This is a genomic window from Prevotella sp. P3-122, from assembly GCF_002251365.1.
GTDB lineage: Bacteria > Bacteroidota > Bacteroidia > Bacteroidales > Bacteroidaceae > Prevotella.
Genome location: NZ_NPJH01000005.1, coordinates 18,612 through 40,180, shown reverse-complemented (window position 1 = coordinate 40,180; position 21,569 = coordinate 18,612). Strand labels below are relative to the sequence as shown.

Genomic DNA, 21,569 nt, shown 5'->3' with positions numbered 1-21,569 from the left:
CCAACACGGGCTGCAAGCATCGACTTGCAGCCCGTGTTAGTTACAGCGCACGTAGGTAAAATAAGCAACACACGTAGGTGAGATAGGCTACTCAAGCAGGTGAGACCGGTCACTCACCCGGGTGTATTTTGCCCTCTACCTGCCTGTCAGTATCTTCTTAATGTCATTAAGCTTGTTCAGCGCCTCAACGGGAGTGAGGTTATTGATGTCGGCGTGCAGTATCTCGTCCCTTATCTGGCTCAGCACGGGGTCGTCAAGCTGGAAGAAACTCAGCTGTACGCCCTCTCTTGTTTGGGCAATATTTCCCGTCGACGGCTTGCCAACGCTTCCCACCTGGGAGTTGTCGGCCTCAAGCTGCTGCAATATAACGTTCGCACGCTTGACGATACTTCTCGGCATACCGGCAATCTCGGCAACATGTATACCGAACGAGTGCTCAGACCCTCCCCTGACAAGCGTTCGCAGGAAGATAACCTTACCATCGACCTCCTTCACACTCACATTGTAGTTCTTTATCCTTGGGAAGTTCTTCTCCATCTCGTTAAGCTCATGATAGTGCGTGGCAAAGAGTGTCCTGGCCCGGGCTCTCGGTTGCTCGTGAAGATACTCTACTATGGCCCAGGCTATGGATATGCCGTCATAAGTAGACGTTCCGCGTCCCAGCTCATCGAACAGCACCAGCGAGCGGGGTGTGGCATTATTTAGAATGTCAGATGCCTCGGTCATCTCCACCATAAACGTAGATTCTCCGAGCGAGATATTGTCTGACGCTCCCACTCGTGTGAATATTTTGTCCACCAAGCCTATTCTCGCGCTCTCTGCGGGCACGAAGCACCCCATCTGCGCCATCAGTACCACGAGAGCCGTTTGACGCAACAGAGCGGACTTTCCTGCCATGTTTGGTCCTGTTATGATTATTATCTGCTGTTTCTCGCTGTCGAGCAATATGTCGTTGGGCACATACCTCTCCCCTACTGGCAATTGCATCTCGATGACGGGATGTCGTGCCTGCTTGAGGTCTATTACGTCCGACGAGTCAACCACCGGTCTGACATACCTGTGTTCCTCAGATGTCTTTGCAAAGCCCAGCAAAACGTCGAGATGAGCCACCACGTTGGCGTCAATCTGTATCTGCGGCATGAACTCCTGAATGTCTACCACAAGCTCGTTGAAGAGTTTTGTCTCAAGTGCCACTATCTTCTCGTCAGCACCGAGTATTTTCTCCTCGTATTCCTTCAGTTCCTGAGTGATATACCTCTCGGCCTGAGCCAAGGTCTGCTTTCTCACCCACTCTGCCGGTACCTTGTCCTTATACGTATTCCTAACCTCCAGATAGTAGCCGAAGACGTTGTTGTAGCCCACTTTTAGCGATGCTATTCCCGTAGCCTCGCTCTCTCGCTGCTGTATCTCGAGCAGATATCCTCTGCCGTTATGCGATATCTCCCTCAGCTCGTCCAGCTCCTTGCAGTAGCCTGTAGCTATGACATCACCCTTAGCGACAAGCTGCGGAGGGTCTGGCTGTATCTCCCTTTCTATCCTCTCCCTGATGCTCTCGCACAGGTTCAGTTGCTCACCCATCATGTTCAGTCCCTTGCTGTCGGCTTCCAAACAGGCCCTCTTTATAGGAGCCAAAGCTTCAAGGGCCGTCTTCAGCTGCACCACCTCCCTTGGTGACACCCTTCCCACGGCAATCTTCGAGATGATGCGCTCCAGGTCGCCTATGCGATGTAGTTGCTCATCTATCACCTCTCTTATATCTGGCTCGCGGTAGAAATGCTCAACCATGTCGAGCCTTTGTCTTATCGGAGACTCATCCTTGAGCGGAAACACAACCCATCGGCGAAGCAGTCGGCCTCCCATAGGCGTTACTGTCCTGTCGATGACATTGAGCAGACTCGCCCCATCATCCTGCATGGGCTGGAGCAATTCAAGCGAGCGTATGGTGAACTTATCGAGCCGGACATACTTGTCCTCTTCTATTCTTGATAGCGATGTTATATGCGAGATACTTGTGTGTTGCGTAATCTCCAGATATTGCATGATGGCTCCTGCTGCCACTATGCCGCTGTGCAGATGGTCGACACCGAAGCCCTTGAGCGACTTCGTTCCAAAATGCTTTAGCAGTTTCTGCCTTGCGTTCTGCTCCGTGAACACCCACTCGTCCATCTCAAAGACACAAAACTTGTTGCCGAAGTAGCGTTCGAAATCCTGCTTGCGTCCCCTTGTGTACAGCACCTCCTTTGGCGAGAAGTTGCCAAGCAGCTTCTCTATGTAGTCGTAGGTGCCCTGCCCTGTCAGGAACTCGCCTGTAGAGATGTCGAGGAAACTCACTCCGCATGCGCCCTTACCAAAATGCACAGCCGCAAGGAAATTGTTCTCCTTGTAGTTGAGGACGTTGTCGGACATGGCGACACCTGGCGTCACAAGCTCCGTGATGCCTCTCTTGACAAGTTTCTTGGTAAGCTTCGGGTCCTCAAGCTGGTCACAGATGGCCACTCGCTTGCCTGCCCTAATAAGTTTCGGCAGATAGGTATCGAGGGCATGATAGGGAAATCCTGCCATGGGAGTGTCCTTCTGTCCGTTGCCGTTGCTCCTTCTCGTGAGCGTTATGCCAAGAATGCCCGATGCCTCGATAGCATCGTCGCAATAAGTCTCGTAAAAGTCCCCACACCTGAACAGCAGCAGGGCATCTGGATGTTTGGACTTTAAGTTAAGGAACTGCTGCATCATCGGCGTCAGTCCCTTCTCTGTCTTTGCCATATTATCTGAAGATAAGTTTCCTAATTTTCGAACGTAGCGGCAAAGTTACGAATTTAAAATGATATTTACAAATATTCCATCAAAATGTCCCATACGGCAATGATATGGCACAGACTACCGAGCAGAACGAAAAAGTGGAAGACGGTATGCATGAACCGCTTCTTATTCAGGCTGTAGAAGACAGCTCCCGTGATATAGGCTATCCCCTCCCCTATTATCCACATAACGGCAGCTGGCGATACGCTGTCGACAAGTGGCTTGAAGGCCACCAGCACGCTCATTCCCATGCCTACGAAGCATAGTGTCTCGAGATTGCTGTGGTCCTTTAGCTTTACGAAGCTCATCACCGTTCCCACAATGGCCGCCGTCCATACAAATATAAACAACGCCCATCCCCAATACCCCTGATCGCGCAGGGCAATCAGGGTTATCGGCGAGTAGCTGCCAGCAATATTCCAGTATATTGCCGCATGATCCCATTTGCGCAACCTTTCCTTCCACTTGCTCCAGGCAGACAACGCATGGTAAACTGTAGATGCGAGATACGACATGAGCATGCCGAAGAGGTAGAGTATTATGCCCGCCGTTGCCCATCCGTTCTCGCCCTGCACACACCACACAAGGAAGACGATACCCACTATTGCGCCCATGGCTATGCCTCCGGCGTGCGACCATGAGTTCCAGAGTTCTTCCTTATGGTTGAAATGTATCTTCATGTCCTGTTAGTCGGATATTAAAAAGCCTCACTGCAATCCTATTTCTTGCTCGCCGCCAAGACAAAGTCGAGCTGCTTCTTCTCCACATTGGCTGATGCCACCTTAATCCTTATCTTGTCACCAAGCTGGTATTTGTGGTGACGGCGGCGGCCAACAAGACAGAAGTTGCGCTCGTCGAAGTCGTAGTAGTCGTCATCAAGGTCGCGCATGGGCACCATGCCCTCACAATGGTTCTCGTCAATCTCGGCATATATGCCGTAGCTTGTTATTCCGCTGATATGCGCGTCGTAAGTCTCGCCTATCTTGTCGGCCATGAACTCAACCATCTTGTACTTTATCGAGTCACGCTCTGCGTTCTGTGCTATCTGCTCCATGTCAGAGCTATGCTTGCACAGTTCCTCGTAATGCTTCTCGTTGGCCGAGCGTCCACCAGCCTGATACTTGGTCAGAAGCCTGTGAACCATGGTGTCGGGATAGCGTCTGATGGGTGAGGTGAAATGGGTATAATAGTCGAAGGCGAGACCGAAGTGTCCGATGTTGTGTACGGAATATTTAGCCTTCATCATAGCCCTTAGTGCCACCCTCTGTATAACCTTCTGCTCTGGCTTGCCGTCGGAGTCGTCCATAAGCTTGTTAAGGCTCTTGGCCATAGCCCCGCGTGTACCCTCTGTCTTCACCTTATAGCCAAACTTTACGATAAACTGCCTGAGCGTCTCCAGCTTCTGTGGGTCAGGATTGTCGTGTATACGATATGGCAATGTCTTTGCCTTCTTGCCCTTGGCAACCTTGCCTATGCTCTCGGCAACGGTACGGTTGGCAAGCAGCATGAACTCCTCGATGAGCTTGTTGGCATCTTTCGAACGCTTGTAGTAGCAGCGTATGGGCTTTCCCTTTTCGTCGACATCAAAGTGCAGTTCCTCTGAATCAAACTTCACCGCACCATTCCTGAACCTTGCCGCCCTGAGCTTCTTGGCCAGCTCGTCAAGCTTGATGAGCAAGGCTGCATTCTCTCCACGGTACGGCTTGTCGGGAGTAGCGGGTGGAGCGGGCTGCCCAGTGCCGTCAACGACTCCGTTGTCCTCAAGTATCTGCTGCACCTCCTCATAGGCATACCTTCTGTCACTCTTTATTACGGTATGCCTTATGCGGTAGTTCTTGACATTGGCATCATCGTCAAGGTCAAAAATCGCACTGTAGCACAGCTTCTCCTCGTCGGGACGCAACGAGCATACAAAGTTGCAAAGGTGTTCTGGCAACATAGGAATAGTACGGTCGACGAGATATACCGACGTGGCCCTCTTTACGGCCTCCTTGTCGATGATGCTTCCCTCGGTAACGTAATGCGACACGTCGGCAATATGCACGCCAACCTCCCACAGTCCGCTGTCGAGTTTCCTTATTGAAAGCGCATCATCGAAGTCCTTGGCATCACGCGGGTCAATAGTGCATGTGAAAACATCCCTAAAGTCCTCTCGCTCGGCAAGGTCCTCGGGAGTAATCTCTCCGGTAATCTTGGCTGCGGCATCCTCTACGGCCTTCGGATATTTGTACGGCAGTCCGTACTGAGCAAGGATGGTGTTCATCTCTACATCGTTGTCACCACTCTGTCCGAGCACGTCTATAACCTCTCCAACAGGACTCTTCCGTTCCTCGTCAGGCCATTGTACAATTCTTACCAGAGCCTTGTCGTCTGTCTTTCCCCCCTTAATCTTTTTCTTGGGGATGATTATATTGTGCGAGAACACATCGTTCTGCGGTACGAGATATGCTATATCGCTGTCTACCATCAATCTTCCGACAAATGTGTCCTTGGCTCTCTCAAGAACCTCTATTACCTGCGCTTCCTTGATATGGTTGGTGCGGCGGGCCATGAAGCTTACCCTCACCTTGTCGCCATTGAGCGCACCCATGGAGTTGCGCTCAGCCACAAAGATGGGCTTGCCACCATCTGCCGGTAAGAAGGAGTTCTTGCCGTTGAGCTTCCTCACGAACGTTCCCTCCTGCACCTGCCCATTGGTATTGAGCTTGTATGAGTTATCGGATGTCTTGACTAGATAATCGTCCCAAGCCATCTCCTCCATAGTATCCATGGCAAGCATCTTTAGCGGATGCGTAACCAGTTTAAGTGCCTTGAATATATCTTTAAAGGATAGTGACTTACCCGGCTGTGACGAGAACAACTCCGACAATTTCTCCACTATTTGCTTCTTGCCCATGCGCTTGGCCATTCTTTTAGCTTTTCCCATGATTTATAGATATTAGTTGAATACAAAGTAACGAAATAAAACTGATAAATTGTTATTTCGTTTGGAATATTTTGCAATTAAACGGGATTTTATTACCTTTGTAACATTTATATTACCATCGCATTTCATTTTGATGAAGATATTAGTTACAGGTGCCAGTGGTTTCATTGGCAGCTTCATAGTAAAGGAAGCTATCGACAGAGGTATGGAAGTGTGGGCAGCAGTACGAAAGAGCAGCAGCCGCGAATACCTCTCAGACAAGAGAATAAACTTTATCGAGCTTGACCTGAGCTCGGAGGACAGACTGCGAGAACAACTCACAGGGCACGTGTTTGATTATGTCGTTCATGCAGCGGGAGTTACCAAATGCAGCAACCCTGCCGATTTCCGGAAGGTCAACACCGAGGGTACACGCCATCTTGTCAACACCATCATCAACATGGGCATACCAATAAAGAGAATGGTATTCATAAGTTCGTTAAGCGTCTTCGGAGCCATCAGGGAGAAGATGCCGTATGCGGAGATAAGCAATCAGGACACACCACAGCCAAACACAGAATACGGACGCAGCAAGCTTGAGGCGGAGAAATACATAGACAGCCTGGAGTCATTCCCTTGTGTGACGCTCAGACCGACTGGTGTCTATGGCCCAAGGGAGAAAGACTACTTCCTCATGGCACAGAGCATAAGCCGGCACATGGACTTCGCCGTGGGCTACAAGCGCCAGGACATAACGTTCGTGTATGTCATGGATGTGGTGCAGGCGGTATTCCTCGCACTGGAGAAGGGACGCGACGGACACAAATATTTCCTTTCCGACGGCAATGTATACCACTCTACCGATTTCAGCAACTACATACACGAAGAGCTGGGCAAGCCATGGTGGATACGCATAACAGCACCCATCTGGGTTCTGAAGGCCGTTACAACCATAGCAGAGCGAATAAGCAAGGCAACAGGCAAGGTGTCGGCCCTCAACCGCGACAAGTTCAACATTCTTAAGCAACGCAACTGGCGGTGCGACATAAAGCCTGCCATTACCGAACTGGGCTATCGTCCGCAATACGACCTGCAGCGTGGCACACACGAGACCATCAAATGGTATAAGGAAAACAAATGGCTATGATTAGGACTAAAGACATAACCGGCCTGTTCAGTCTGGAAAAGAAACCGCACAAGGGACTGTTCGCCATAGAGTGGGTAATAGTAGCATATACCATGCTCACCATGCTCACCGTACTATTCATATCTACCAAACTGCAGCATCCCGACGCCATGATATGGGGAAGGCTTCGCGTGCTGGCATGCACACTTGCCGTATGGCTTGTGTACAGGCTGCTTCCATGCAAGGCCACAAGACTGGTAAGAGTGATTGTGCAGCTCATACTCCTCGGATGGTGGTATCCAGACACATTCGAGATAAACAGGGTGTTCCCCAACCTCGACCATATATTTGCGACAGCCGAGCAGAGCGTCTTCGGGTGTCAGCCTGCACTACTGTTCCATCAGTCCATGCCTCAATACTGGTTCAGCGAGCTTATGGACCTTGGCTATGCCAGCTATTATCCCCTTATAGTTCTGGTTACGCTGTATTATTTCTTCTACCGCTACGGTGAGTTCGAGCGTGCATCGTTCGTCATACTAGCATCCTTCTTCGCATATTACGTGATATTCATCTACCTGCCTGTTACAGGCCCGCAATACTACTATCATGCAGTAGGACTTGAAGACATAGCAAAAGGCATATTCCCAAACCTCAACGACTATTTCAGCACTCATGCAGAGAGAATGATAAGCCCTGGCTGGACAGACGGTCCGTTCTATCATCTTGTGGAGCAGGCACACGATGCCGGAGAGCGCCCAACAGCAGCATTCCCAAGCTCGCACGTTGGCATAACCACCGTGCTCATGCTGCTTGCGTGGCACAGCGGGAACCGCAAGATGTTCTTCTTCATGTTGCCGTTTTTCCTGCTCATGTGTCTCGCCACGGTTTACATCATGGCGCATTATGCCATTGATGCCATTGCCGGACTGTTCACTGGTGTGGCATTCTACTTCCTCTTCATGCATCTGTCTGCCAACATGCTCACAGGGAAGGCACGGCGATAGGCAATGGAGAAGCTATAAGCATGGTTGTTTGGAGGATTGAACAAAAATAACTAACTTTGCACCGCTATTAATACGAGTTTGAGTGATGAAGAAATTATTTATTGAGACATACGGATGTCAGATGAACGTAGCCGACTCGGAGGTCGTTGCCTCCATAATGAAGATGGCCGGTTACGACATCTGCGAGAACGAGGACGAGGCCGACGCCATCTTCCTCAACACATGCTCCATACGCGAGAATGCCGAGAACAGGGTCTACAACCGCCTCGACATTCTGCATGCCATGGCACGCAAGAAGACGTCGCCAACCATTATCGGCGTACTCGGATGTATGGCCGAGAGGGTAAAGGACGACCTCATTGCCAACCATCATGCCAACCTGGTATGCGGACCAGACTCTTACCTGAACCTCCCCGACATGATAGCCCAATGTGAGAACGGCAACAACGCCGTAGACATAAAGCTGTCGCTGACCGAGACATATCGTGACGTAGTGCCACAACGACTTGGAGGCAATCATGTTGGCGGCTTCGTAACCATTATGAGGGGATGCAACAATTTCTGCCACTACTGCATCGTTCCCTACACAAGAGGAAGGGAGCGAAGCCGTGACGTGGAGAGCATACTGGCTGAGGTCAGAGACCTGCACGCCAAAGGCTTCAAGGAGGTGACGCTTCTCGGACAGAATGTCAACTCATACGGACTGCTTCCCAACGGCTCAAGACCAGAGAATGGAACATCATTCGCACAACTCCTGAGGACTGTTGCACACGAGGTTCCTGACATGAGGGTAAGATTTACAACGTCAAACCCCGAGGACATGACCGAGGACATTCTTCACGCCATAGCCGAAGAGCCCAATATCTGCAAGCACATACACTTCCCCGCACAGAGTGGAAGCGACAAGATACTCAGGCTGATGAACCGCAAATACACACGACAGGAATACCTCGACAAGGTAGAGGCCATCAGGAGGATTATCCCAGGCTGCGGACTAACTACGGATATATTCGTGGGTTATCACGACGAGACACCCGAGGACCATCAGCAGACCCTTGACCTCGTCAGGGAGGTTGGCTTCGACTCCGCATTCATGTTCAAGTATTCCGAGCGTCCTGGAACGTATGCGGCAAAGCATCTGCCCGACAACGTGCCGGAGGAAACAAAGATTGAACGCCTCAACGAACTCATACAGCTACAGACACAGATTAGCGCAGAGCGCAACAAGCAGGACGAGGGCAAGGAGTTCGACATACTCATAGAGTCGTATGCAAAGCGTAGCCGTGAGCAACTAATGGGACGTACAGAGCAGAACAAGGCCGTCATCATAGCACGTGGAAGCCACAAGCCTGGAGACATCGTAAAGGTACGTATCACCAGCTCTACATCAGCTACACTATTCGCAGAGGAGGTATAGGCCATGAAAGAGTTCCTACAGGTTCTGCGGAGGTTTGTACCGCCATACAAGAAATATCTTGCCTTGAGCGTGGCATTCAACATTCTGTCGGCCATTCTCAACATCTTCTCGTTTGCAGCCCTCATACCAATACTTAACATACTGTTCAACACAGGTGATGCCGAAACAGCAACGCAATATATTGCCTGGGGCAGTGCATCGGCACGCGAGGTGGTTACAAACAATGCCAACTTCTTCGTGCAGCAGCTCATCGGCGAGATGGGTGCCACCACTACCCTACTCGTCATCGGACTGTTCCTGGCTTTCATGACATTCCTCAAGACCTCAGCCTACTTCCTGTCGTCAGCAACAATAATACCTGTCAGGACTGGTGTGGTACGTGATATACGCAACCAACTGTACCGCAAGATAACCTCACTGCCACTCGGATTTTTCTCAGAAGAGCGCAAGGGCGACATAATAGCACGAATGAGCGGTGATGTTCAGGAAATCGAGAACAGCATAATGTCGAGCCTCGACATGCTGTTCAAGAACCCTATCCTTATCATCGCCTACTTCTCGACACTCATCATCATATCGTGGCAGCTCACACTCTTCACCATCATCTTTGTACCCATCTTCGGATGGTTTATGGGATTTGTAGGACGAAAGCTCAAAGCCCGCAGCATCACGGCACAGAGCCTGTGGAGCGACACCATGAGCCAGGTTGAGGAGACACTCGGCGGCCTGCGCATCATAAAGGCTTTCTGCGCTGAGGAAAAGATGAACTCACGCTTCGACCGCATCAACAGCGAATACCGCAACCATATAAAACGGGTGAACATACGGCAGCAGATGGCACACCCAATGAGCGAGTTCCTCGGCACGGTAATGATTGTTATTGTATTGTGGTTCGGTGGTGTACTTGTACTCAACAACCAGACAATAGAGGCTCCGACATTCATCTATTATCTCATCATCCTCTACTCTATCATACAGCCACTGAAAGACTTCTCCAAGGCTGGGTACAACATTCCCAAGGGGCTTGCCTCCATGGAGCGTGTCGACAAGATTCTCCTTGCAGAGAACGACATCAGGGAACCTGCGAAGCCTGTACACATAAGCAGCTTCGAACACCAGATTGAGTTCCGCCACGTAAGTTTCAAGTACGACCAGCAATGGGTGCTCAAGGATATAAATATAGTTATTCCAAAAGGAAAGACAATAGCACTCGTAGGACAGAGTGGCTCAGGCAAGTCCACTCTCGTTGACCTCATACCACGATACTATGACGTGCAGGAGGGCGAGGTACTCATAGATGGAGTCAACGTCAAGGACCTTGGCATACACGACCTCCGACTGCTTATAGGCAATGTCAACCAGGAGGCGATACTCTTCAACGACTCTTTCTTCAACAATATATCTTTCGGGGTAGAGAACGCCACAATGAAACAGGTAGAAGAGGCTGCACGCATAGCCAACGCACACGACTTCATAATGCAGACGGAAGAAGGGTATAATACCAACATTGGAGACCGCGGCGGACGACTTTCCGGAGGACAAAGACAGAGGGTCAGCATAGCACGCGCCATACTGAAGAACCCGCCTATATTGATACTTGACGAGGCTACATCGGCTCTTGATACAGAAAGCGAGAGACTTGTCCAGGATGCTCTCGAACGCCTTATGAAGACACGCACAACTGTTGCCATAGCACACCGCCTGTCGACTATAAAGAACGCCGATGAGATATACGTACTGCACGAAGGACACATAGTGGAACAAGGCAGTCATGATAAGCTGATGTCTGCCAACGGATATTACAGGAAACTGCATGACATGCAGCAATAGGAACTTTATCAACAGTTGTAAAACATAAGGTTTGGAGATACGGAAAACAATTAAAGAACAAGATATGAAAAAAATCATCAATGATATACTATATGGCATTACGTATGCACTGTTTTACAGTCTGTCATTACTGCCATTACGCATCTCATATTGTATATCCGACTTCTTTTACCTTATAGTATATAAAGTTGTAGGTTACAGGAAAAAAGTGGTTAGGCGCAATCTATCTACATCATTCCCAAATAAAACAGACAAAGAGTTAAAAGAAATAGAGGTAAAATTCTACCATTGGGTGTGCGACTATGTCGTTGAGTCTGTGAAACTATTAAGTATAAGCGAAAGCGAACTGCGTAGAAGGTTCACAATAACAAACAACGATGAGATTGTCGAATGCTTCCGTAATGGGCAATCTGTTGGTGCCATTTTAGGCCATTATTGCAATTGGGAATGGCTGTCATGTGTTGGTCTTGACCTACCAGAAAGAAGTAAAGTGGGACTGGTGTATCACCCAATATACAATAATGTCGTTGACAGACTATGGAGAAAGATACGTTCATGTCTGCCCAATGGTGTACCTGTACCTAAGAAGGACATTCTCAGATACCTCGTAGCATACAAGCGTGATGGTATCAACTCTATATTCGGATATATAGCCGACCAATCTCCAAAATGGGAGAACATACACCTTTGGCTCTCTTTTCTCAATCATGACACACCGGTATTCACAGGCTCTGAACGGCTTATGAGGAAAATGAATAACGCTGTATATTACGTGGAGATGTCACGACCAAAAAGAGGTTATTATACGTGTACATATCACCTCATAACTAAAGAGCCTCAGTCAATGCCTGAGCACGAGATTACAAAACGATTCTTTGCTATGCTTGAAGAGACTATACGCAAAGAACCAGCATACTACCTATGGACCCACAACAGATGGAAACGCACAAAGAAAGAGTTTGACAAACATTTTGATGTCGTTAATGGCAAGGTGATACCAAAAAGTTAACTAATTATGAATTACGAGTTCCTAATTCCTAATTCTTAATCGCAGCGAAGCGAGAATAATTTGTAATTCATAATTCAAAACTCATAATTCTTAATTGCAGCAAAGTGAGAATACAATTCAACATTCGTAATTCAAAACTTACATAGCCAAATTGCCGAACGAAACTCAGCCAAATTGCCGAACGAAACTCAGCCAAATTGCCGAACAGATATAAAATAGCCAAAAGAAAACTTGTGGTTCTCAATTATTTATGCTATTTTTGCAGCATAAATCAAAAAATATGATAAACAGGTATAAGAAACGCATTGTAGACACCTTGCTCAACAGGAAGCTTGAAGGCATAGGAGCCGTACTGATAGAAGGACCTAAATGGTGCGGCAAGACAACCTGTGCAGAGCAGAAAGCAAAGAGCATCGTTTATATGAACGACCCCAAGAAGAGCAGCATGTATATGCAACTGGCAAAGATGAGTCCGCAAACCCTTCTTGAAGGCGAGACACCGAAACTGATAGACGAATGGCAACTTGCTCCAAGCCTGTGGGACACCATACGCTTTGAAGTAGACCACCGTGACGGCGAAGGGTTCTTTATTCTTACAGGATCTGCCGTACCTGCAAAGACCGATGATATATGGCATACAGGCACAGGACGCTTCGCAAGAATAAAAATGCGCACCATGAGTCTGTGGGAGTCGGAAGACTCAACCGGCATTATCAGTCTTGGAGCTTTGTTCAATGGTAACGCACAGACTGCCATTACGGATGAGAAGAGCCTTGAAGACATGGCGTTTCTCGTGTGCCGTGGTGGTTGGCCAAAGGCTACCATGCAAAAGAAGGATGTTGCACTCGAAAGGGTCTTCGACTACTATGATGCCGTTGTCAATGCAGACATAAGCAGAGTTGACAATGTGGAGAGAGATGCGGAACGTACAAAAAGGCTTATGCGCTCATACGCACGGTTCCAAGGTTCACAGACTTCCATCAGCAAGATAAAGGACGATGTGAAAGCCAACGATGCCATGACCGTCAACGATGACACTATAGGGGCATACATCAAGGCTCTGGAGAAGATATTCGTCATAGAGGATATGCCTGCATGGAATCCGAACCTGCGCTCCAAGACGGCCATACGGACATCAGACACAAGATACTTCGTTGACCCTTCAATAGCTGTAGCGGCATTGGGATTAGGCCCCAAAGACCTGATAAACGACCTTAATACATTCGGACTCCTTTTCGAGACCATGTGCGTGAGAGACCTGAGAGTATATGCCGACGCACTGGGCGGCACGGTTTATCATTACCGTGACAAGAACGGACTGGAATGCGATGCAGTCGTTCATCTTCGCAACGGATCATACGGACTTATTGAAATAAAGCTCGGGGGTGACAGCCTCATAGAAGAAGGTGCTTCCACCCTCAAGGAATTGGCTGGCAAGATAGACACGACAAAGATGAAGACACCTTCATTCTTAATGGTAATGACAGGCTTGGGAGACTATGCCTACCAACGTGATGACGGGGTATGGGTAGTACCTGTAGGAAGCCTGAAAGATTAAAGCTTGTCAACAAAGAAACATGAACAATGAAAAGAAAAATCACAATAAAGAAGGAATACAATAACATCAGGAGCTTCATAAAGTTGCTGCCTGGAGTTATGGATACCGAGGGCACATATATCTATGGTGGCAGGCGAAACCTCATAAAGAAGTTCACAGCCCCCGATGGTACTGTAGTAAACGTAAAAAGATACAAGATACCACAAGGCATCAACAAACTCGTGTATTCACTTGGTATCAGAAGGCCTAAAGGAGAAAGGGCATACGAATATGCAACAAGGCTGCAGCAGCTTGGCATACCAACACCCGAGGCTATAGCATATATTGAGCAGCGGCATATGGGACTGCTTGCAGAGAGCTTTCTCATAACACGCCAATGCCCATACACGCACCTGCTCTACGAGATGGGCAATGCAAGCAAAGAGCAGTACATGCCCATGGCCAAGGCACTTGCTCACTTCGCCTACGACATGCACAGCAAGGGAGTATTGCACCTTGACTTCTCACCCGGGAATATTCTTTGGGACTACGACCATGACGGAAACATCATTTTCTCCATTGTTGACATCAACCGTATGCACTTTGGCACCATAACCCAAAAGCAGGCTTGCTGTAGTTTCTCACGCCTGTGGGGACCGAAAGAATTCATAGTAAGCATAGTCAGTGAATATGCACAACTTGCAGGATACGACATCTCGTCGAGCATGAATATATGCCTTGAAGAACGCAGACGTTTTTGGACAAGATATCAAAGGAAAAGAGAAATAGAATTTAATCTTGAGTTGTAATCTCACAACTTCCCATTATCAAACGACCAACTATCAGCTAAAGAATGAACATTCTCGTAATACGTTTCCGCCAGATGGGCGACATGATACTGGCAACAGCCATGACAAATGCCCTACGGCAGGCATTTCCCGATGCCTGCATAGATGTTGTGCTCAACAAGCGCATAGCGCCTCTCTTCGAGGGACACAGAAGCATAGACAACATCATCACCTTTACCGATGAAGAACGGCACAACTTCCGCCGTTACCTTATAAAGGTATGGAAAACAGTCCATACCAAACGCTATGATGCCATCATAGACATGCGCTCTACCATCAACACCCTACCCTTCACACTTTTCAGCCTGCGCACACCATTCAGGGCGGGAATCAGGAAGCCATACACAAGGCTACTGTTCAATCACATGCCAAAAGGATGCAAACACGACGAGCCCATGATGGAACACAACTTCAAGCTGATACTGCCATTGCTGCCTGAGGGTGGAAAAGGAATAAAGCACAACAGGTTCACACTCGACATAACAGATTCTGAAAAGGAGGAATTCAGAACAATGATGCTTGAGAAAGGCATAGACTTCTCACGTCCGATAATGATAGCCGGTGTTACAGCAAAGCTCGAAAACAAGACGTGGGACAAACAGCGCATGGCAGAAACTCTAAAGATGTTGCACAGGGAGTTCCCTCAATGCCAGATGATATTCAACTACGCTCCGGGAAAAGAGGAAGAGAACGCACGAGAGATATGGCATATGCTCGGTGCAGACAAGGACATCCATATGGACATACAAGCCAAAAGCCCGCGTCAGCTTGCCGCCATGGCTTCGCTCTCTACATTCTACTTCGGCAACGAGGGTGGTGCGCGTCACATCGTGCATGCCATGCAACGCCCCTCGTTCGTCATCTGCTCGCCCATAGCAAGCAAGAGGACATGGCTGCCAGAAGATGATGAAATACCGACAGAAGGTATATCTCCTGCCGACATCATCGATGCTGCCTCACTAAGAGATATGGATGCTGCGGCACGCTACGATGCCATAACCGTCGGCATAGTCTATCCTCGCCTACTTGCCTTCTGCAAGAAGCTTGGTATATAGTTCCACATACTGCCTTGTATATTCGTCGTAAGAGAACCCGCGACTATATTCGTAGGCCTCATCCGCTTCTTTCCCGTCACGTTGCCATGTCGCTATACCGTCGGCAACAACCTTTGCCATGCTCTCCGGATTGTAGTCGTCCCAGTAAGTGGCATGCGAGGAACAAACCTCCGGCAGGCTGCTGTACCTTGACGAGAACACCTTGCAGCGAAGGCGCATCGCCTCTAAGACCGGTATGCCGAACCCTTCAAGACGACTCGGGAACAGGAATGCCTCGGCATGGGCATACATCCAGTTTTTCTCCTCGTCGCTTATCTTGCCCGTCAGAACAACTCTGCCACAACCCTCTGCATCAACAAGAGCCTGCAACGATTTGACATACTTGAAATGCGGGTCACCGCAGATATAGAGCTTCATGTCGGGGAAATACTTCATCATGGGCACAAGAGTGTGGAAATTCTTCTTTTCCCTCACCTGCCCTATTGTAAAGAAGAACTTCTCTCCTTCCGCTACAAAAGCAGGTCTGCTCTGCTTCTGCTTCTCTATGTCTTGAATGCCGTTGTATATCACCTGCAGACCCTTGCCCTTGGGATTTATATTTTTCACTATTTCGTCCTTGACATAATTTGATATACAGGTGATATAATCCGAACAATGGCTGCGCCATCTGGTCTTAAAGATATGCTTTATCCTGTGCACACCCTTCTTTTCCTTAAGATAGTTGAGGTCGTGTATCGTAAGGAGCGATATGATGCCATCACCCCTCATCCTGTATTTGAAAAGCTGGTCTGTAGCGTGCCAAAGGTCTATTTTTCCTTTCCACTTCTTCATTTCCTCCTCCTTGTTCTCACGCGACACATAGTCTATATGGTCACCGAACTTACCGAAGAAAGCTCTCGGCACAATAAAAATAAAATGAATGCCTGGCACCTTGGCGGCTGCAAGACGTGGACAATAATTGCGCGATATTTCTCCAAAACCGCACATGGCTCCTATGTGGGAGAAGTCTACAACAACATTCTTCATTATTTTCTATAACTAAGCTTTTTAAATTCAGATTTTCTGCAAAGGTAACAAAAAAATATGAATTGCTTTGCCATTATCTTTGGCTTTATTATCTTTGCAAATAAAATACCATACGATATGCCACTACATCTCACCATAGGCTACGATGCCAAACGTGCCGTAAGCAACGGCACCGGACTGGGAAACTACTGCCGCACGCTGCTCAACGACCTGGGAACAATAGACACAACCGACTCTTTCAGGCTCTACGTTCCCGACCTCGGGCGTGACGACCTGCGTTCACAGCTTGACATGCCCCGTAACATGAGCTTCGTCACACCGGCAAACAAGCTTGTCAAACCGCTGCGCTCGCTCTGGAGAATTAAAGGTATCGTTAACGACCTGAAGCGCGACGGTGTCGACATCTATCACGGACTTACAGGCGAACTGCCGCTCGGACTTTCTGAAGCAGGAATAAAGAGCGTGGTGACCATTCACGACCTCATCTTCATGCGCTGTCCGGAATACTACAACCCTGTTGATGTGGCTATATATAAATGGAAATTCCGTAACACGTGCAAGCAGGCAGACCGCATAATAGCCATAAGCGAATGTACACGTCGCGACATAATGGAGCTGGGAGAGATTGACGACAGCCGCATCAACGTGGTATACCAGAGCTGCGGCACACGCTTCTGCCAGCAGGTTGGCGAAGCACAGAAAGCCGAGGTACGCTCACGCTACTCACTGCCTCAACGCTACATCCTCTTCGTCGGAACGATAGAGGAACGCAAGAATGCACTTCTTGCAGCACAGGCACTACCCTATCTGTCCGACGAGATACACCTCGTTCTCGTTGGCAGACAGACAGCCTATGCCAAGACCATTACCTCCTTTGCACGGCAAAACGGACTGGCCAACCGTATACACATGCTGTCGGGCGTACCAACCTCCGACCTCTATGCCATCTACCAGCAGGCAGAATGCTTCGTCTATCCGTCGCGTTACGAGGGCTTCGGCATACCGGTTATAGAAGCCATACAGAGCCGTCTGCCCGTAATAGCCTGCACAGGTAGCTGTCTTGAAGAAGCTGGAGGCCCCGACAACGTATACGTAGACCCTGACGAACCGCAGGAAATGGCAATGGCCATAAAGAGCATCACCGACAATCCCGATGCGGCCAGGCAGATCGTGACACGCAGCCTTGACTACATCCGACGTTTCGAAAACGGAAATGTGGCGCAGGAAATGCTAAACGTCTACAGGTCATTATGATGGTCCACGACTCTCTTTTCCGCAAGCAACACACGCTCGCCAAGTCTGTCGTGCCTCATATACAATAATCTTCTTGCTCTTCTAACACGCCTCCACACAGGGACGTGGTCTCACCCTAATATTTCAATCAGCCTTCTCATTCCCGCGCTGGCTCCTTCCTTTATGTGCGTGATATTCCTGTAACCACCCCTCATAACCTCATTAGGGTCAATAAGGTAGATAGGAATACCGGGCTTGGTATATTGTACCAGACCAGCAGCCGGATAGACGTTAAGGCTTGTACCTATGATGACGAATATGTCAGCACTCTGAGCCTCCACAGCAGCAGGCTCTATCATCGGTACGCTCTCGCCGAAGAATACTATGAACGGCCTGAGCAGACTGCCATCGCCAGCCTTGGTTCCGGGTGTCACCTCGCAGTTGTCAGCAGGCAAGTCTATGATGTAACGCTCATCGTATGGCTCGTTGCTTGAGCATACCTTGGTAAGCTCGCCATGCAGGTGGATAACCTTTGTTGAGCCAGCCCTCTCATGCAGGTTGTCGACATTCTGTGTGATGACGCAAACATCGTACTTTTCCTCAAGGCTCTTTATGAGCTTATGGCCGTCATTAGGCTCAGCGGCATAGAGCTTCTTGCGTAGCATATTGTAAAAATTAGTAACAAGGGTTGGATCATTGAGCCATCCCTCATGCGATGCCACCTGGTCAACAGGATAGTTCTCCCACAATCCGTCGTTGCCGCGGAATGTTTTGAAGCCGCTCTCAACAGACATTCCTGCCCCGGTAAGAAAAACAATTTTCTTCTTCATACACCTATTGTTATTATCTGTCGGTTAAGACGAAAAGTGTCTTAACATTGCACAAAAATACTAATTTTTTGGAAATATAGATGTTTAAGAGAGATAAAAATAGTATCTTTGCACGATTTTTAATATAAAAGGTTATAAACAAGTAAACTATTTATGGATAAAGTAAGTTACGCTTTGGGAATAGGCATTGGCCGTCAGCTTGCTGACATGGGAGCCAACGACATCGTTACAGAAGATTTCGCAGCAGCAATGAAAGACGTGCTCACAGGTGCTCAGCTGCAGATTGACGAGACCGAAGCGCAGGCAATGGTGCAGGAATACCTGCAGAGGAAAGGTGAGGAAAGACTGAAGAATGTCAAGGCTGAGGGAGAGGCTTTCCTTGCTGACAACGCCAAGAAGGAAGGCATAGTAACCCTGCCAAGCGGACTGCAATATCAGGTGCTGCAGGAAGGAAACGGCAAGAGCCCGAAGGCTACCGACCAGGTAAAGTGCCACTATGAGGGTACACTTATCAACGGAAAGGTTTTCGACAGCTCATACCGCCGCGGCGAGCCTGCTACATTCCCGCTCAACGGTGTGATAGCAGGATGGACCGAAGGTCTGCAGCTGATGAAGGAAGGCGCAAAGTATCGTTTCTTCATCCCATTCAATCTCGCATACGGCACACGTGGCGCTGGTCAGGATATTCCTCCATACGCTACCCTGATATTCGACGTAGAGCTTATTGAGGTGAAATAAAGCGTCTGTTAAGGTTGAACGCAAAATCACCTACACCACCATACCTCAACAAAAAAGCAAAAAACAACAAAACAAATAAACAAGATGAAAAAACTTACATTTGTAGCCTCTTTGGCTATTGCAGCCGCAACGCTCACTTCTTGCGGCAACTCTACACCCAAGGCAGACATGAAGAACGATGTAGACTCCATGAGTTACGCCATTGGTCTCGTACAGTCTCAGTATATCCGTCAGGCTATCGAGCAGGGACAGGTTATTGATACCGTATACATCGACGAGTTCATCAAGGGTATCAACGAAGGTGTCAACGCAGGTGACGACAAGAAGAAATCCGCTTACTATACAGGTCTGCAGATTGGTCAGCAGCTCGCCAACCAGCTCGTTAAGGGTGTAAACCATGAGGTGTTCGGCACAGACTCTACCAAGACCATCTCTCTGAAGAACCTCCTCGCAGGTTTCGTAACAGGCGCTGCTGGCAAGAAGGGCATTATGACTGTTGACGAGGCTCAGATGACAGCACAGGCAAAGATGAAGAAGATAAAGGCTGTCACCATGGAGAAGGAGTACGGACCAAACAAGAAAGCTGGCGAGAAGTGGCTGGCTGAGAACAAGAAGAAGGCGGGCGTGGTTACCTTGCCAAGCGGACTGCAGTACAAGGTCATAAAGGAGGGCAACGGAGTCATTCCTGCTGACACCAGCATGGTAAAGGTTCACTACGAGGGCCGCACCATCGACGGAAAGGTATTCGAAAGCTCTTATAAGAACGGTCAGCCTGTAGAAATCCGTCCAAAGCAGTTCATCCCTGGCTGGACAGAGGCACTTACACACATGCCTGCCGGTAGTGTATGGGAGGTATACATTCCTCAGGAACTGGGCTACGGCGAGCGTCAGGCTGGCGATATCAAGCCGTTCTCAACTCTTATCTTCAAGATAGAACTTATTTCTGTAGGAAAATAATAATATAAAAATGAATAAGACAGTATTATTATCACTTATCCTTCTGGCTGGTTCGGCCAACATGGCCTTTGCCGGCAAGAAGGACAAGAAGAAGTCAAAGGAGGCAGCTCCCGTAGAGCAGCTCACCATCGTGACATCAAGCGACTCTGTAAGCTACATGGCCGGCAAAGCCGCCACACAGGGACTGATGCCTTATCTTACAGGCCGCATGAACGTAGACACCGTCTTCATGGCCGACTTCATCAAAGGCTACGAGGATGCCATCAGCAAGGCCAACGACCCACAGTTTGTAGCCTACAACGCTGGTGCTACCATCGCTAAGCAGGTTGTTGACGGTATTCTGCCACAGATGAGGTCACAGCTCGAAGGCAGCAGCGACTCCGTGACAACAAAGTTATTCCATGCAGGATTTATAGCATCGCTCAACAAGGACAACAGCGTATATACAGACTCTGCCGCCGAGAAGATGTTCCGAGATAGGGTAGAGGCATACCAGACCAAGAAGACAGAGGCATACAAGAAAGAAAATGCTGATTGGTTGGTAGAGAATGCCAAGAAGCCCGGAGTGAACACCTTGCCAAGCGGACTGCAGTATAAGGTCATCACAGCCGGACAGGGAGAGACTCCTGTAGCTACCGACCGCGTAGAAGTTGTCTATGAAGGCAAGATGATTGACGGCACCGTCTTCGATGCCACATCACGCCATCAGGGCAAGAAGAGCGATACGTTTGCTTGCAACCAGGTCATCAAGGGATGGACAGAAGCTCTCACACGCATGCCTGTAGGCAGCAAGTGGGAGATATACATTCCACAAGACCTTGCTTACGGACAGCGTCAGGCTGGTCAGATTAAGCCATATTCCACACTCATCTTCACAGTTGAGCTTAAGGGTATAGAGAAACCTGCTGAGACAAAGGCGGAAACAAATACAAAGCCAGAGGCAAAGACTGCCGCCAAACCAAAAACAACTGCTACAGCCAAGAAAAAGACTGCCAAGAAATAAGCAGGATGAAAATACACACACCGTAACATATACGGATGTAAATACCACTTGCAGGCTGAACCTACGGTCAATGACCACTGGTTCAGCCTGCTTATATATATATGATTAGATAAGCAAACGTTTGTGGGAGCGGATGCAAAGCTTTGCGTAGGCACATGCAAAGCTTTGCGTGGACGGTTGCAAAGCTTTGCGTGGGCAGATGCAATGCTTTGCGTCTGAGATGGACAAAACTGGCACTGAAATCATCTGTCATAT

Annotated in this window: 17 protein-coding genes; 12 read left to right on the top strand and 5 right to left on the bottom strand. The window is 48.7% G+C overall.

All coding sequences use genetic code 11. The annotated features are described in order from the left end of the window. Nucleotides 1–135 precede the first annotated feature (135 nt). From mutS to rnr, 3 genes are all read right to left on the bottom strand, one after another. On the bottom strand, nt 136–2,760 hold the full coding sequence (mutS, locus tag CIL02_RS00745; RefSeq protein WP_094398579.1) for a DNA mismatch repair protein MutS: 2,625 nt from the start codon (nt 2,758–2,760) through the stop codon (nt 136–138). Between the two features lie 65 nt (nt 2,761–2,825). Continuing rightward, entirely contained in the window at nt 2,826–3,476 is a 651-nt protein-coding gene (locus CIL02_RS00740) for a hemolysin III family protein (RefSeq protein ID WP_094398578.1), read from the bottom strand. A gap of 38 nt (nt 3,477–3,514) precedes the next feature. Beyond that, nucleotides 3,515–5,722, bottom strand: a complete 2,208-nt coding sequence (gene rnr, locus CIL02_RS00735) for a ribonuclease R (protein ID WP_094398577.1) — start codon at nt 5,720–5,722, stop codon at nt 3,515–3,517. A gap of 133 nt (nt 5,723–5,855) precedes the next feature. On the opposite strand from rnr, the gene CIL02_RS00730 reads away from it, so the two are divergent. From CIL02_RS00730 to CIL02_RS00695, 8 genes are all read left to right on the top strand, one after another. Further along, nucleotides 5,856–6,848 (top strand): NAD(P)-dependent oxidoreductase, encoded by a 993-nt coding sequence (locus tag CIL02_RS00730; RefSeq protein ID WP_094398576.1) that lies wholly within the window; start codon nt 5,856–5,858, stop codon nt 6,846–6,848. Then, on the top strand, nt 6,845–7,831 hold the full coding sequence (locus tag CIL02_RS00725; protein WP_094398605.1) for a phosphatase PAP2 family protein: 987 nt from the start codon (nt 6,845–6,847) through the stop codon (nt 7,829–7,831). Before CIL02_RS00730 ends, CIL02_RS00725 begins: the two co-directional genes overlap by 4 nt. 85 nt (nt 7,832–7,916) lie before the next feature. Further along, nucleotides 7,917–9,248 carry a tRNA (N6-isopentenyl adenosine(37)-C2)-methylthiotransferase MiaB gene (gene miaB, locus CIL02_RS00720; protein ID WP_094398575.1) on the top strand — a complete coding sequence of 444 codons (1,332 nt, stop codon included), beginning with the start codon at nt 7,917–7,919 and terminating at the stop codon, nt 9,246–9,248. 3 nt (nt 9,249–9,251) lie between these two features. After that, nucleotides 9,252–11,078, top strand: coding sequence for an ABC transporter ATP-binding protein (locus tag CIL02_RS00715; protein WP_094398574.1), 1,827 nt, complete (start codon nt 9,252–9,254; stop codon nt 11,076–11,078). A gap of 64 nt (nt 11,079–11,142) precedes the next feature. Continuing rightward, a complete protein-coding gene (locus tag CIL02_RS00710; protein WP_094398604.1) occupies nt 11,143–12,087 on the top strand; it encodes a lysophospholipid acyltransferase family protein in 945 nt (314 codons plus the stop codon). Nucleotides 12,088–12,367: 280 nt separating this feature from the next. Beyond that, nucleotides 12,368–13,645, top strand: coding sequence for an ATP-binding protein (locus CIL02_RS00705; RefSeq protein WP_094398573.1), 1,278 nt, complete (start codon nt 12,368–12,370; stop codon nt 13,643–13,645). 26 nt (nt 13,646–13,671) lie between these two features. Beyond that, complete coding sequence (locus CIL02_RS00700) at nt 13,672–14,433, top strand: lipopolysaccharide kinase InaA family protein (RefSeq protein ID WP_094398572.1); 762 nt, start codon at nt 13,672–13,674, stop codon at nt 14,431–14,433. A 44-nt stretch (nt 14,434–14,477) separates the two neighbouring features. Beyond that, a complete protein-coding gene (locus tag CIL02_RS00695) occupies nt 14,478–15,527 on the top strand; it encodes a glycosyltransferase family 9 protein (protein WP_094398571.1) in 1,050 nt (349 codons plus the stop codon). On the opposite strand, the gene CIL02_RS00690 is transcribed toward CIL02_RS00695, so the two are convergent. Further along, nucleotides 15,495–16,553, bottom strand: coding sequence for a glycosyltransferase family 1 protein (locus tag CIL02_RS00690; protein WP_240513479.1), 1,059 nt, complete (start codon nt 16,551–16,553; stop codon nt 15,495–15,497). The two genes, CIL02_RS00695 and CIL02_RS00690, sit on opposite strands and share 33 nt — an antisense overlap. A gap of 117 nt (nt 16,554–16,670) precedes the next feature. On the opposite strand from CIL02_RS00690, the gene CIL02_RS00685 reads away from it, so the two are divergent. After that, the gene (locus tag CIL02_RS00685; protein ID WP_094398603.1) at nt 16,671–17,807 is read left to right on the top strand and encodes a glycosyltransferase family 1 protein; all 1,137 of its coding nucleotides are present in this window, start codon (nt 16,671–16,673) and stop codon (nt 17,805–17,807) included. Between the two features lie 110 nt (nt 17,808–17,917). On the opposite strand, the gene CIL02_RS00680 is transcribed toward CIL02_RS00685, so the two are convergent. Continuing rightward, nucleotides 17,918–18,616, bottom strand: coding sequence for an NAD-dependent deacylase (locus CIL02_RS00680; RefSeq protein WP_094398569.1), 699 nt, complete (start codon nt 18,614–18,616; stop codon nt 17,918–17,920). Nucleotides 18,617–18,769: 153 nt separating this feature from the next. Here CIL02_RS00680 and CIL02_RS00675 point away from each other — a divergent pair, with 153 nt between their 5' ends. The 3 genes from CIL02_RS00675 (at nt 18,770) to CIL02_RS00665 (ending at nt 21,314) form a co-directional block, all read left to right on the top strand. Beyond that, nucleotides 18,770–19,354 carry an FKBP-type peptidyl-prolyl cis-trans isomerase gene (locus CIL02_RS00675; protein WP_094398568.1) on the top strand — a complete coding sequence of 195 codons (585 nt, stop codon included), beginning with the start codon at nt 18,770–18,772 and terminating at the stop codon, nt 19,352–19,354. Nucleotides 19,355–19,438: 84 nt separating this feature from the next. Further along, a complete protein-coding gene (locus CIL02_RS00670; RefSeq protein ID WP_094398567.1) occupies nt 19,439–20,311 on the top strand; it encodes an FKBP-type peptidyl-prolyl cis-trans isomerase in 873 nt (290 codons plus the stop codon). A gap of 10 nt (nt 20,312–20,321) precedes the next feature. Further along, nucleotides 20,322–21,314, top strand: a complete 993-nt coding sequence (locus tag CIL02_RS00665; RefSeq protein WP_094398566.1) for an FKBP-type peptidyl-prolyl cis-trans isomerase — start codon at nt 20,322–20,324, stop codon at nt 21,312–21,314. Nucleotides 21,315–21,569 lie beyond the last annotated feature (255 nt).

Bases quoted from the DNA above. Each gene is read 5' to 3' on its own strand.
- miaB (WP_094398575.1), top strand. From the start codon at position 7,917: ATGAAGAAATTATTTATTGAGACATACGGATGTCAGATGAACGTAGCC.
- mutS (WP_094398579.1), bottom strand. From the start codon at position 2,760: ATGGCAAAGACAGAGAAGGGACTGACGCCGATGATGCAGCAGTTCCTT.
- CIL02_RS00740 (WP_094398578.1), bottom strand. From the start codon at position 3,476: ATGAAGATACATTTCAACCATAAGGAAGAACTCTGGAACTCATGGTCG.
- CIL02_RS00705 (WP_094398573.1), top strand. From the start codon at position 12,368: ATGATAAACAGGTATAAGAAACGCATTGTAGACACCTTGCTCAACAGG.
- CIL02_RS00730 (WP_094398576.1), top strand. From the start codon at position 5,856: ATGAAGATATTAGTTACAGGTGCCAGTGGTTTCATTGGCAGCTTCATA.
- CIL02_RS00680 (WP_094398569.1), bottom strand. From the start codon at position 18,616: ATGAAGAAGAAAATTGTTTTTCTTACCGGGGCAGGAATGTCTGTTGAG.
- CIL02_RS00690 (WP_240513479.1), bottom strand. From the start codon at position 16,553: ATGAAGAATGTTGTTGTAGACTTCTCCCACATAGGAGCCATGTGCGGT.
- CIL02_RS00695 (WP_094398571.1), top strand. From the start codon at position 14,478: ATGAACATTCTCGTAATACGTTTCCGCCAGATGGGCGACATGATACTG.
- CIL02_RS00670 (WP_094398567.1), top strand. From the start codon at position 19,439: ATGAAAAAACTTACATTTGTAGCCTCTTTGGCTATTGCAGCCGCAACG.
- CIL02_RS00725 (WP_094398605.1), top strand. From the start codon at position 6,845: ATGATTAGGACTAAAGACATAACCGGCCTGTTCAGTCTGGAAAAGAAA.
- CIL02_RS00665 (WP_094398566.1), top strand. From the start codon at position 20,322: ATGAATAAGACAGTATTATTATCACTTATCCTTCTGGCTGGTTCGGCC.
- CIL02_RS00715 (WP_094398574.1), top strand. From the start codon at position 9,252: ATGAAAGAGTTCCTACAGGTTCTGCGGAGGTTTGTACCGCCATACAAG.
- CIL02_RS00700 (WP_094398572.1), top strand. From the start codon at position 13,672: ATGAAAAGAAAAATCACAATAAAGAAGGAATACAATAACATCAGGAGC.
- CIL02_RS00710 (WP_094398604.1), top strand. From the start codon at position 11,143: ATGAAAAAAATCATCAATGATATACTATATGGCATTACGTATGCACTG.
- CIL02_RS00685 (WP_094398603.1), top strand. From the start codon at position 16,671: ATGCCACTACATCTCACCATAGGCTACGATGCCAAACGTGCCGTAAGC.
- CIL02_RS00675 (WP_094398568.1), top strand. From the start codon at position 18,770: ATGGATAAAGTAAGTTACGCTTTGGGAATAGGCATTGGCCGTCAGCTT.
- rnr (WP_094398577.1), bottom strand. From the start codon at position 5,722: ATGGGAAAAGCTAAAAGAATGGCCAAGCGCATGGGCAAGAAGCAAATA.